Here is a 12667-nt window from a genome sequence, read left to right on the forward strand (position 1 = left end):
CTATAATTTTATATCTTTTCTTCCAATAGAGAAATAAGAAATTTTTTCCTTTTCTATATCATTAACATCGTACAAATTCCTGCCATCAAAAATAACATTATCAGTAAGATTATCTTTGATTCTTTTAAAATCTGGAGTTCTAAAAATACTCCATTCCGTACAAATAATTAATGCATCTGCCTCTTCTAACACATCATACATCGTTTTTGAAAATAGTATCCTATCGTCATACCTTTTAGCGACATTACCCATTGCTTCTGGATCAAATGCTCTAATTTTTGCACCGGCATTCAATAACTCATCAATAACATACAAAGAAGGCGCTTCTCGAATATCGTCTGTTTCTGGCTTAAATGCCAACCCCCAGATAGCAAAAGTTTTATTTTTTAAATCCCCATTAAAATATGTGTTAATTTTTGGTATTAATGCAGTTTTTTGTTTTTGATTTACTTCAATTACAGAGTTTAAAATTCGAAAATCATAATCCACTTCCTTACCTGATTTATATAATGCCTTCACATCTTTCGGAAAACAGGAACCTCCATATCCAATACCTGGGAATAAAAATCGCTTGCCTATCCTTGAGTCTGTTCCCATCCCTCTACGTACCTCATCTACGTCAGCTCCAACTTTCTCACAATAATTTGCAATCTCGTTCATAAAAGTAATTTTAGCAGCAAGAAAAGAATTAGCAGCATACTTGGTAAGCTCTGCTGATTTCTCATCCATTATGATAATAGGATTACCTGATCTAACAAATGGTTTATATAGCTTTTGCATCAGCTCAGTTGCTCTTTCAGAACTAGAGCCGACTACAATTCTTTCTGGCTTTAAAAAATCGTCTACGGCAAAACCTTCCCTAAGAAACTCTGGATTGGAAACTACATCAAAATCACATGTCGTGTTTTTTGCAATTGTTTTATACACTTTTTCTGCTGTTCCTACAGGAACAGTACTTTTATCTACAATAACTTTATATTCATCAATCATTTTCCCAATATCATCCGCAACTCCAAGAACATATGATAAGTCTGCAGAGCCATCTTCATCTTCAGGTGTGGGCAATGCCAAAAAAACAATCTCCGCATGGTCTAGGCCTTCTTTTAGAGAAGTAGAGAACTTTAGTCTTCCCGCTTTAATATTCCTATCAAAAAGTACATCAAGATGTGGTTCATATATAGGAATTTCGCCATCACGCATTTTTTGGACTTTTTGCTCATTTATATCCACACAGATAACTTCATTTCCTGTTTCTGCTAAACAGGTTCCAGTTACAAGCCCAACATACCCCGTTCCTATTACTGATATTTTCATGCCTTTTTATTAGTGTTTTTTATAAATGAGTTTATTTCTTGTATGATTTTTTTAATAAAAACATCTTCTTTAAACTTTTCTGCATGCTCCTTTATCCAAAAAGGATCAAAAGCATGTTCATGTCTCTCAAACCTATAGAGTGCTTTGTTCAACGAATCTACTGTTTGCTCTTCAAAAAAGATACCAGACGATTCATTTATATTTTCATTATTTTCAACTACTGTTTCTAATGCCCCACCTTTTTTATATGCAATTACAGGAATACCATAAGCCATGACCTCCAAAGGAATCATACCAAAATCCTCTTCTCCTGGAAAGAGTAAAACTTTTGTTTTACTAAAAATTGCTTCAACCTCTTTCCATGACAAATTCCCCTCAAACTTTATATTGTTATTGGCTTTTTTTTGTAAAGACTCTTTTTCAGAACCATTACCAATGATAATTAATGGTTTTCCGTTTCTATTGAATGTTTCTACTAATAAATCAATTCTTTTATACGGTGTTATGGCACCAAAACTTAAATAAAACTCTTTCTTTTGATTTGAAAACGTTTCCTTTTCAAAAAAATCTTCGCTAATGGGAGGGTAAACTACTACAGCTTCTCTTTTATAGAATTTCTTTACTCTATTGGCTACATTCTTTGAGTTTGCTACATATAAATCAACATTTTCGATCGTTGTCTTATCCCACCTCCTAAGTCTTTCAAAAAAAAATGCAAGAATAGGTCTTAAAAATTTATTTACAGACCGCAGATACTCTTCTGTATATCCCCAGCAATACCTCATTGGGGAATGAATGTAGCAAACGTGAGGAATATTCTTTTTGTTTGAAATACCTTTGGCTGGTCCCGACTCTGAAGATATTATCAAGTCATAATCATCTTTTAATTTCAATGATTTAATTCCAATCGGATACAATGGGAATATTTTTTGATATCTTTTTCTAAGAAAAGACGTATTTAGTATAGAAGTGTATACTTTATGCCCTTCTAAATGATTACCATATGACTCCTTATCATAGAATAATGTATAAATATCTGCATCAGGAAACTTTTTAAGAATTGCCTCTACAACCTTTTCTCCTCCTCTTCTTGTAACAAACCAATAATGTACTATAGCTACCTTCATTTAATCAAAATCTTCTTGCGACACTAATTTCCAATGCTTTAAGGCATTTCTAAAATCATATTTAAACTCAAAACCATTATCTATTAAGTATTGTGGTTTTATATTAGTAGGAAAACCGGCCTTTTTTACTCTTACAGGGTGAATATCTGATTTCTTTCCAATTATTGTAAAAAGGATCTGAACAAAAAAGGCAATAATTGCTAATACACTAACTGGTAACTTTAAAGTCGGCTTCTTAATTTCTAAATAATCTTTTGCTATCGTTACCATCTCATTTAGTGGAACTACGGGGTTTTCGGCATAATTATAAACGATTAATCTTTCCTCCTTTTTGATTGTAAATAACATACTATCTATCAAACCATAAACATAGCCATATGCTTTAATCACCTTACCCCCATTCGGCAGTACAAAAGTCCCTTTTTTAAGAGCATTTATCATCCTAAAAACATTACCAGGATCCTTTGGTCCAAAAATCACACTTGGTCTAACTATTATAAGTCTTCTAGAATCATTTTCTGCTAACCACTCTTTATGAATTTTTTCGGCAAACCCTTTTGATATTCCGTAAGCAGTTTCTGGATATAGAGGAGAAGACTCAATTCTTTGATCCAAGGATCTACCATAAGGGGCAATACTACTTGTAAAAAAAATATTATCTATTTTGTTCTCTCTGGCAAAATTATTGATGTTTTCAGCACCAGGGATATTTGTGTCAAAATATTCCTGAAACTCGTGTCCTGGCTCTCTATGAATTGCGGCAAAATTAAAAATCCAGCTTTTTTCAGAATCAAAACCTAGTAAATCTACCCCTAGATCTATTTTTTTCTTCACATCAACTGCAATATATTTAACTTTTTGATTCAAATAATCATCAAACCCTATTAGAGGCTTTAAATCTGCAATAATATAGCTGTCGAATTGATTTTCATTAAGTAGTTCCTGTAGTAAATGTCTTCCTATATATCCTGAACCACCAAAAATTATTGCAACCCCTTTCATAAACTAATAAAACTTTATTTATTCTTATTCTTCTTAATTGTTATATTTTGGTTCTAACCCTTTTTTGTTCATGTGCTAATCGAAACAACGCGCTAAAAACTGCAAAAATAACAATTCCCTTTATAACTCTGAAAAAAGGTTCTATTGTTGAAGCTAATATAACCAAAAGGCAAAGAGAAATCATAGAAAGAGAAAGGGTTTTTTTATGCTTTTCTACAAAAGTAAATGCTGGCTTTATATAAACATATAATAGCATAAATACTCCTAAAATACCCGTTTCTAAAAGCATCGTTAAATATTGGTTATGAATCTCATTACCCTTGTATTGCGTTCTTATGTCACTAATTGTTGTTAACTTGTTTTTAATAAACTTTCCTCCTAATCCAAACCCTTCTCCCCATACAAAATAATTCGCCTTAGCATTTTCGTATACTATTGGCCATAAGAAAAACCTTTCATCACTTTTTATATGTTCAATTTTATACCTTAGAAAAGGTAATTGGAAATAGGTAACAACAAGAATTAATAAAACTATTGCATAAGTTGCCAATAAATATTTCGTATTTTTTCTAAAATAAAAAGTAATGTAGATTAAATGGACACAAAGGTTCACTAACAATGGAATTCTGGCTGCCAAATAAAATAGATTAATATTAAACGCAAGCAATAGAAGAATTGTTATGTGTTTTCCGAAAAGTTTACTAAAACAATTTTTACTTCCTAACAATATTATATTAACAATTATAATTAAATAGCTCCAATAAGAAGGATGTACATCCCACATTAAATGAGGGTATTTAAACTGTAAATAAGTGTCATTTTTATTCACACCTCTCATAACTTCAATCCAGTCCTCGAAAGTATAAACAAACCAAATGAGCTTTCCAACAGAAAACAATGAAACCAGAAGCATTATTAGGACATAAGATTGTAAAACAAATCGTGTTCTTTTTTCTGTTAAATCAGAAGAAAAGAGAACAATGGGAATTAAAATCAAGGAAATATAGCGTTCCAAAGCTTTTATCGAACTAAAAAAATCGCTAGATAATATTGAAGCAATCACACAGAATATCACAAATATCAAATAAGGCTTCAAAAAGAGTTTGTTTTTTCTAAAATTTGAAAGCTTGTTTTTTTCAAACAAAGCAGTGAAGACTACAAAAAATATAAATGGTGAAAGAATTTTTTCAGAACAAAATACAGCAACTATTGGTAATGCCGAAATGAGGAAAGGTAATATAAATTCTTTTTTAGTCTTAATAAACTTCATCTTTCTTCGTTAAAATTTAATTTATCTTGTTTTATAAATAAGATTAAAAAAAGAGAATATAACCAACCAGACTGTGCAGAAAAAATCATTGGGTTCACTAAGAGTTCTAAATGGAAAAATACAAATAGTCCAAACAATACAATTTTTTCCCTTTTTCTTCTTTTCAAAAATCTATATAAAATAACAAATAACAAATACAAATATAGTAGTGTTAGTACAAGACCATTCCTATATAAAATATCAAATACTACCAAATGAGAAGTTTCAAATTCCTGCCCTGTTTCTGGAATAGTAAAATCCATACTGCCATTGCCGTGACCAAATAGCATTTGAAAAATAGAAGAGTTAATAAATTCGTTAAAAACATAACCTATTAATGTTCCTCTTCCAGCAAAAAAAGTATCCAAAGAAGTTTTTCCATCCAAAAAGCTTAAAAATCGAGTATTTAACTGGTATACTATTTCATCCATTTTTCCTGAAAAGATTAAAATTGCCATTCCGGCAATTACCCCTATAACCGAATATTTTATAATAGCATTAAACGTTTCTCTTTTAACATCATATAGAGCAGTTATGAATAGTGTAAAAACAGCCGCGATTAAAGCTCCTCTGGACATGGTTAATAATATGATAAGTAAAAATAAAAGGCAAAGAAAAATCCTTAGGCTTTTTTTCTTCAAATAAAAAAAACTAATTACGAGTCCTAGACCATTAAATATAGCAAACGTATTAACCCCAGCCACAAACTCTGCTTCAATTCTTTCTCCCCAGAGTACACTAAGTCTAAAAACATGGTCTGGTTCTTCTAGAAACACCCTGAGGCTAACAAAAATAACAATGACTAAAAACAAATTGAGAATATATTTTAAGCTTAAAGCCCTTATGTAATATGTCATAAGTATTAAGGCTAATACATTTTGAAAATAAATTACAGTTTTAGTAATTTGTTCATTTATTAACATCTTATTAGAAAGGATATTAATACCTGTACTAAAAAAAACTAGACTAAAAACAAGTACAGCAATAAGCGTAATATTATTATTAACTAATCTTCCTTTGGTTAATACCAACATAACCAAAAACTGAAATAAAACCATTAAAGTCGACAAATAGATATTTCCCATTCCGCTCAACACAATAAAGTTAAATGGGAATGACAACAATAATGTTGTTAAAGACGCCTTTGCAATGTTTATTTTCATTTTGACAGTTTTTCTAAAAACAGTTCTTTCATTTTTATTCCTGTCCTAATAAATAAATCTTCCATTTTTTCATTCTTAGGTAATTTTTCATCTCTAATTAGATAAACCCAACTTTCGACAAAAGTAGGTAAAACCAGTTTTAAGTTTAAGGAAGCTGTTGATCCAAAAGAAATAACAACTGATGGTTCTATGTTTTGTACTATACTATGAATTGGGGATTTATCTTCAATTAACACTAGTTTTTCCCTTAATTCTCGTTTCAAGAAATCCTTTACCAAATCTTTTTTTCCGTGGTGATGAGGTTTATAATATACTTTTTGTAAATCAGGAGTGGTTTTAAAATCTTTAATAATAATTTCTAAAGATTGTTTATAACCTGAGATAGGAATAAAATTAATAATTGGTTCCTGTCCTATTATCAAAACATTTCCTCTTTTTTGATAAGAGAAAGATTCATATGGAATCACCAAACTTTTTTGGGGTCTATTAGCTAGTTTTGGAAAAAATACATATTGCCCATTAACTTCCTTCATTTCAACTCCTGTAATATGCCCATCAAAATTTTGAGTCCGTAACCCTAAAACTCCAAGAAAATAGTTAACACTTTGTTTCCCTAGCATTTTCCCGTCCAAAGTAACTTTATAATAATTAAGCAGACCATCTTCAATGATAAATCTTTCTTTAATTTTTTTAAAATTAAAGAAAATAGCGTTAGTTAACACATGAGCTAAATCCACATAGAAGAAATTTAGCTCTATATTTTTCATGTATTTTATTTTCCTATATACTTTTAAAAAGGTAATAATTTGTTGCGCAAAATTAATATAACGTTGAATTTTGTTTTCGCTTACCTCCCTCGAAGCTTCTTCAAAATATACTTGATTCCAAAACACGGGATTATAGGAAAGCCCATGAGGGTTAATCAAAATATTTTCGTATTCATCATCCAAATGAAATTTCTTAGCTATTAAATTCTCAGAAATAGTCAAAGTATATGGCGTAATAGGTAGAAACAAATTTACTTTAGTCATATATCCAATTTTAATTTCTTTACGTAAAGAAATTTCATTACAAAAATTAAGAAAAAGCTTGCAAAGGTAGAAATTCCAGCTCCAATTAAACCTAAATTAGGTAATAGAATAAAATTTAAAACTACATTAATAATACATGCATAAATAACAGGTTTTATAAGGTAACTATCCTTATGAAGTGCGTACAAAATTATATGTGGAATTAAAGAAAGGTTAAAAAATACGTTAGCCAAAAGTAAGATAACGTAGGTATCCAACTCTGTACTATATTCTGATTTGCCAATCCAATTTAATACTGGGTGCAAAAAGACCAGCAGTAGTATTACCGATATACTCAGAAAAATAATCATTTCTTTCTTATAAGATCGAATTAGTACTTTTAGTTTTGCTTTGTCATTCTCTTTAAAAGCCTTAAGTATTTTTGGGTATAGCATAATTACAACTGCCGTATTAATTACAACATTAAGACTATTAGAAATATTGGCGTAAAATGAATAAATTCCTACCTCTATATTAGAATAGAAATAACCAATAATATACCGATCAGAAAGTTCAATTATTTTTAAAGTAATAGTACTTAACAAGAAGGGAATACTAATCAAAAATCCTTTGGTTATCCAGGTTCTATCAATATACAACTCTTTCAAATTTACATATCCAAAACTAAAAGTTAGAACAAAGCATAATAGAACCAGTATTACATTGCTAAATAACCAATAAGTGATAATATCAAAGATCTCGATTGAGTCCTCATTATATCTACTAATTAATACTAATACAATAATCCAAAAACTCGACCTAAAAAACATAATAAAATTAGCCAAAACGGGTCTTGAAAAAAGCACTAATAACCTATACAATTCTTGCCCAAAATATTCAGTAAACAGTAATAGATATACTATAAAAATATATGGCAAGTTATTATACGACATCGACACATAGAAAAGTGGAAATGACACAATAAAGAGAAGAAGACTAAATACTAATTGATTAAAAAGTTTTAAGGCAATTTTCTCCTGGCTATCACTTATGAAGTCACGATGGGCATAATTATAGAAGTCAAAACCAACTAAGTATATGAAAAAAGTAATTGTGGTAACCAAGAGGCTTAGATCCCCATAATCAGCAACCAGCATTTTTTTAGGAAGAAAAATAGTGAAAAAAAGGAATTTTATCCCCATTGAAAATACTTTCAAAAAAAGCACCAGTCCTTTGTTAAATATAGATTTAGATATTTTCATTGTCCATTTTTCATAACCAAATCCTTTTTACGCATAAATTGTCTAATCTTTATATCTAATCCTAAGCTCATGTTTTTTCTTGTGTTTTTTGATGTTTTTCATCTAAAACATACAAATAAAGTTTCCAAAAGGATTTTGAATTACTGAAGGATTTTAAAAACTTAAAATCAATATCGTCATGGTTCATGATGGGTACTGATGAAATTAGGTATTTACCATTCATTACTTTAAATTGCTCTGAGTTTAAGGATAAGTTTTTGATAGTGTATCCTGCTTCTTTGTTTATAATATATCTTCTCCCTATTTCTGAAGAAAACAAATAACATCGGCTTCCCCAAAAATCAAAATATTTTTGATTCCCTTTATTCTTTTCTAACTCTTCTTGAATTATTTTTCGAAACTGATGTTTATAGGACAACAGGTAATTATTTTGATAACTATCTAGAGTATTAAAACCATGATATTGCGCTACATTGGGGAAAATTCCTAAGCTTAAAAAATTATGATTTTCAATTTCATTTTCTCCTAAATAGGTTTTTATATCACCAAATAAATCTTCTGCAAAAAACTCTCTGAAATTTGGTTCTTCTATTGGAGTTTTAAGTAAAATCTTTGTGTTGTTTATATATTCTTTGTTCTTTTCGAAAATACTAAACAAACAAAATAAAACAGTCACGACACTAACTATCTTATGAATATGAAATCTGGACCTAAGGTTATCAATTACAAGAGCAAGAAACAATAACCACAAAAAAGGCAATAAAAAATAAAATCTCTCAGAATTAAAGCTTCTCAGAAAATTAATTTCTTTAAACATAAAAGTTAAAGAAGAATTAAGCCCTACCCATAATATTATAAACAAAATGCTAGCTCCCACTATTTTGATTTCTCGAGTAAACTTAAGTTTAAAAAACAATAGTCCCAGAAAAAATAATGCAATTATCGGTCTAACATCCAAAACTCCAGAATGGTAATGAGTTGCTTTTAAATAAGTAAGGATAGTATTATAAATACTTTTTAAAGAAGGTTCTCCCGACATAATAAAATTATTCCATTCTACCCTATGAGAAATGATATCACCCCTAAAAAAAGTGGAATATATAAGTTGAATTTCTACAAAAACATTAATAAGACATAAGAATAATATCCCTACAGCAAACGTTTTTGGAAAAACCCGATTGTTATAATAGTACACTCCCCCTATGAGTATAAGGAAAGGAATAATAAACGGTAGGGTAACAACAATAAAAGAATAAAAAGGGAATACTATAATAATCAACCAATCATACCATTTCTGCCTATTGTAAAGTAAGTTCAAAAAAGAAAACAATAACAAAGGTTGCCCGGAAATTGAGATTCCGTATTGTATATGGTAATACGATATAAATCCAAAACAGATGGAAATTATCACGACTACTCCGTTATTTTCTTTAATAAAGAATCTTTTTAGTAGCAAGAACATCCCTAGATAACCAATTACATGAACAAGCAAATGATTAACCAAATAGGCATATACCGGAGAAAGTATAGCAAAAATGAGAAATGTAATATTAAGTCCACTTCTGAGTAAGCCTCGAGGGAGACCATTCATAATACCCTCTATCTCATTTTGAAACCCTAGATTAAGGGTCATGTTTTGTTCAATAATTTTTTTAATGTAAACTAATTCTCCATCTAAATTATCATGTATTAGAATATAAGATTCCTCTCCCAAAAAAAACCAAAACACATAAGGAATTAGTATAAAAAGTAATCCAAAAAGAAAGTATTTTCTACTATTTTTCATTTTTAAAAATTCCTATTAAAGATTTTCCGAATACTTTAAAAAATAATACATCAAATACGACAGATAATCTAACTATATAATTATCCCAAAATTTTATATCTCCCAAACTAGGTAATTCTTTTTTTAAGAAGAGTTTATTGGCTAGTGATGCAAAAAAACCCATTGAATCTAAATAAAACAATTTTTCTAAACTTAGTTCGTCATTGACTTGCCGCAGTAATAATGATTTATTATATCGTCGATAATGTCCAATTCGTTTATCAAAATCACTAAACAAAAAATTATAAGTAGGAACAAGAATAATAAGTTTCCCATTCGGTTTAAGACATTGCTTTGCTTTCTTTATTTCCATAACAGCATCTTCAATGTGTTCTAAAACATCAATATAAACAATAGTATCGTACCTATGATCTTTTAAATCATCTATAGTTCCATTGATTACAGAAGTTTTATTTATTTTTAAGGAATCTATATTGGACTTAATTTCTGAAGCCAAATTTGCGTCTGGTTCTAATAAAGACCACGAGCTTATTTTCTGTTTTTCTTTTGCCAGAAACCTAGTGTTTATACCTATACCTGCCCCAACTTCTAAAACATCTCCCTCTATATATGGTCTTATTTTACTTGAAAAGTAAGATTTCCAATTTACAGCATTTTTAAACAACTGTAATTCATCTCCAATATACTCAGAATGCTCACCTAATTTCTTCATATGATTTAATATTATAAAACATTGACTTTTTAATAGATAATAACAGTAACCCAATAATAACCGTACTAATTATTAAAACACAAACAATAAGTATACTTGATCCAACAGAGCTAGCCCATCCTAAGATGGCATTATTTAAAATAAATTTAGAGTATAATACATACCCTCCTAATGTTATGGCAAAAAAGAACATTACAAAAAAGAATCTAATTAAAAAGAATAGAATTTCTTCAGAATATTCAATAAGGGAAGAAAGCCCGTGAAAAATCAATCCTTTATGATTCATCTTTGATTTTCCATCAATTCTTCTTTGCCTATCAAAGCGAATTTTTATAATATCAAATTTCTGCTTTGACAAAAACGCGGCATAGTGCAAAAAACGCTGATTATGAATTGCAAAAAGAACCTTGGGGCTAATTAGAGAGTAGTTTCCAAAAGTTATACTCTTTCCAATAATTAATCTAAATAATATTTTATACAAAAAGTAACCAGTTTTAAAGACAAATCCATCTTTTCGTTTTCCTCTACTTACAAAAACAATATCGAAATCCTTTAGTTTCAATAATTCTTTTATAGCATTAGGGTCATCCTCTCCATCGCTATCCATAATAATAGCTCCCTTCATATCTTCTTTATACTTATAAGCATAATTAAGCCCGATATTTATCGCTTCCTGATGTCCCATATTAAAATTAAGGCGAATTACTTTTAAACTAAACCTTGAAGAGCTGAATTGAAAGTTCTGGAGAATGTTCAAGCTAGAATCAACCGAAGCGTCATCCACTACTATTACTGTAAAAAATTTATTAGTGTCAGATAGCTTTGATTCTATTTCCTTAAGAAACGTTTCAATTACTTCCTCTTCATTAAAACATGGGGATATAATGTAATATTTCTCATCCATTTTTACTTAAGGTTTTATAATGATAGCTTTTCCCATGATACTGGAGTTCCTTTTTCAAAGGAGTCGCTAAATTTTTTACCTAATATCTCATTATAATATTTAGGATGTATTCCATTACCTGGTCGAATTGATTTAACATTATCCTCCGTTAATACTTCTCCTTTTTCAACATCCTTAACAATAAAGAGAGAACGAGAAGCTAATTTAGATAAATTTGATGCTTTCCCTCCAATATTATAGGAAACCTTCCCTATTGCCTTTTCAGCATTTCGAACAGAAGTTACCATTTCTGTAAATTCACTAACATCCAATGAAAACGCAGCATCCGCGCCTCCAATAGACTTATCCATAATAAAGTGTTTTTCTATCACTTTGGCTCCTAGAGCAACAGAAACTGTCGGTACTACAGTGCCAAGTGTATGATCAGATAGTCCAGGTATAACATCAAAAGTCTCTGCCAGATTATTTAATGTTTTTAAATTGGCATCTTCGATAGGTGCTGGATAAGAGGTTGTACACTTTAGCAAAACAATATTATCATTCCCAACATTCCTACAGGTATTAACCGCAAGTTCAATATCTGAAATAGTAGCGATACCTGTACTAATAATAATTGGTTTTCCTGTTCTTGCACATTTTTCGATTAAAGGTATATCCAAAATTTCTGGAGATGCAATTTTATAGGCAGGTGCATCCAAATTCTCTAAAAAATCTACAGCTGTCACGTCAAAAGGAGAGGAAAAACAAACCAACCCTTCTTCCTTTGCCACCTCAAAAAGTTTTTTATGCCATTCTCGAGGTAAAAAAGTTTCTTGATATAAATCATAAAGATATCTTCCATCCCACATGGTACCGTGATCTATAAAAAATTCTGGTCTTTTGGAATCTATGGTTATTGTATCAGGAGTAAACGTTTGTAACTTTATTGCATCTGCTCCTGTTTTTTTTGCTTCTCTTATGCTCTGAATTGCAATATCAATCTTTCCTCCGTGGTTTGCAGAAAGTTCTGCTATAATAAAACAAGGGGCATCTCCGCCAATCTTTTTATTTCCAATATAAAATTCTTTCATAATTATCG

At 30.0% G+C, this 12667-nt stretch carries 11 protein-coding genes; all 11 read right to left on the reverse strand.

The features are described from left to right. Positions 1-1314 carry a UDP-glucose dehydrogenase family protein gene (locus C1X07_RS05725; protein WP_103069030.1) on the reverse strand — a complete coding sequence of 438 codons (1314 nt, stop codon included), beginning with the start codon at positions 1312-1314 and terminating at the stop codon, positions 1-3. After that, positions 1311-2441: a glycosyltransferase gene (locus tag C1X07_RS05730; protein ID WP_103069031.1), complete on the reverse strand. Its 1131-nt coding sequence runs from the start codon at positions 2439-2441 to the stop codon at positions 1311-1313. The genes C1X07_RS05725 and C1X07_RS05730 overlap by 4 nt, the downstream gene beginning before the upstream one ends. After that, positions 2442-3443, reverse strand: coding sequence for an NAD-dependent epimerase/dehydratase family protein (locus C1X07_RS05735; protein ID WP_103069032.1), 1002 nt, complete (start codon positions 3441-3443; stop codon positions 2442-2444). A 40-nt stretch (positions 3444-3483) separates the two neighbouring features. After that, on the reverse strand, positions 3484-4713 hold the full coding sequence (locus C1X07_RS05740; protein ID WP_103069033.1) for an O-antigen ligase family protein: 1230 nt from the start codon (positions 4711-4713) through the stop codon (positions 3484-3486). Beyond that, complete coding sequence (locus tag C1X07_RS05745; protein ID WP_103069034.1) at positions 4710-5915, reverse strand: O-antigen ligase family protein; 1206 nt, start codon at positions 5913-5915, stop codon at positions 4710-4712. Before C1X07_RS05745 ends, C1X07_RS05740 begins: the two co-directional genes overlap by 4 nt. Further along, positions 5912-6946 (reverse strand): polysialyltransferase family glycosyltransferase, encoded by a 1035-nt coding sequence (locus C1X07_RS05750; protein ID WP_103069035.1) that lies wholly within the window; start codon positions 6944-6946, stop codon positions 5912-5914. Before C1X07_RS05750 ends, C1X07_RS05745 begins: the two co-directional genes overlap by 4 nt. Next, positions 6943-8187 (reverse strand): oligosaccharide flippase family protein, encoded by a 1245-nt coding sequence (locus C1X07_RS05755; protein ID WP_103069036.1) that lies wholly within the window; start codon positions 8185-8187, stop codon positions 6943-6945. The genes C1X07_RS05750 and C1X07_RS05755 overlap by 4 nt, the downstream gene beginning before the upstream one ends. A 67-nt stretch (positions 8188-8254) precedes the next feature. Continuing rightward, positions 8255-9973 carry a DUF6044 family protein gene (locus tag C1X07_RS05760; RefSeq protein ID WP_103069037.1) on the reverse strand — a complete coding sequence of 573 codons (1719 nt, stop codon included), beginning with the start codon at positions 9971-9973 and terminating at the stop codon, positions 8255-8257. Further along, entirely contained in the window at positions 9963-10685 is a 723-nt protein-coding gene (locus C1X07_RS05765; protein ID WP_103069038.1) for a class I SAM-dependent methyltransferase, read from the reverse strand. The genes C1X07_RS05760 and C1X07_RS05765 overlap by 11 nt, the downstream gene beginning before the upstream one ends. Next, the gene (locus tag C1X07_RS05770) at positions 10669-11589 is read right to left on the reverse strand and encodes a glycosyltransferase (protein ID WP_103069039.1); all 921 of its coding nucleotides are present in this window, start codon (positions 11587-11589) and stop codon (positions 10669-10671) included. The genes C1X07_RS05765 and C1X07_RS05770 overlap by 17 nt, the downstream gene beginning before the upstream one ends. A gap of 14 nt (positions 11590-11603) precedes the next feature. Continuing rightward, the gene (pseI, locus tag C1X07_RS05775) at positions 11604-12659 is read right to left on the reverse strand and encodes a pseudaminic acid synthase (RefSeq protein ID WP_103069040.1); all 1056 of its coding nucleotides are present in this window, start codon (positions 12657-12659) and stop codon (positions 11604-11606) included. Between the last annotated feature and the right edge of the window lie 8 nt (positions 12660-12667).

This window comes from Aquimarina sediminis (assembly GCF_002895435.1).
Lineage (GTDB): Bacteria > Bacteroidota > Bacteroidia > Flavobacteriales > Flavobacteriaceae > Aquimarina > Aquimarina sediminis.

Excerpts from the sequence above, each read along its gene's own strand:
- C1X07_RS05740 (WP_103069033.1), bottom strand. The coding sequence starts at position 4,713 with ATGAAGTTTATTAAGACTAAAAAAGAATTTATATTACCTTTCCTCATT.
- C1X07_RS05730 (WP_103069031.1), bottom strand. The coding sequence starts at position 2,441 with ATGAAGGTAGCTATAGTACATTATTGGTTTGTTACAAGAAGAGGAGGA.
- C1X07_RS05755 (WP_103069036.1), bottom strand. The coding sequence starts at position 8,187 with ATGAAAATATCTAAATCTATATTTAACAAAGGACTGGTGCTTTTTTTG.
- C1X07_RS05735 (WP_103069032.1), bottom strand. The coding sequence starts at position 3,443 with ATGAAAGGGGTTGCAATAATTTTTGGTGGTTCAGGATATATAGGAAGA.
- C1X07_RS05765 (WP_103069038.1), bottom strand. The coding sequence starts at position 10,685 with ATGAAGAAATTAGGTGAGCATTCTGAGTATATTGGAGATGAATTACAG.
- C1X07_RS05750 (WP_103069035.1), bottom strand. The coding sequence starts at position 6,946 with ATGACTAAAGTAAATTTGTTTCTACCTATTACGCCATATACTTTGACT.
- C1X07_RS05745 (WP_103069034.1), bottom strand. The coding sequence starts at position 5,915 with ATGAAAATAAACATTGCAAAGGCGTCTTTAACAACATTATTGTTGTCA.
- C1X07_RS05760 (WP_103069037.1), bottom strand. The coding sequence starts at position 9,973 with ATGAAAAATAGTAGAAAATACTTTCTTTTTGGATTACTTTTTATACTA.
- C1X07_RS05770 (WP_103069039.1), bottom strand. The coding sequence starts at position 11,589 with ATGGATGAGAAATATTACATTATATCCCCATGTTTTAATGAAGAGGAA.
- pseI (WP_103069040.1), bottom strand. The coding sequence starts at position 12,659 with ATGAAAGAATTTTATATTGGAAATAAAAAGATTGGCGGAGATGCCCCT.
- C1X07_RS05725 (WP_103069030.1), bottom strand. The coding sequence starts at position 1,314 with ATGAAAATATCAGTAATAGGAACGGGGTATGTTGGGCTTGTAACTGGA.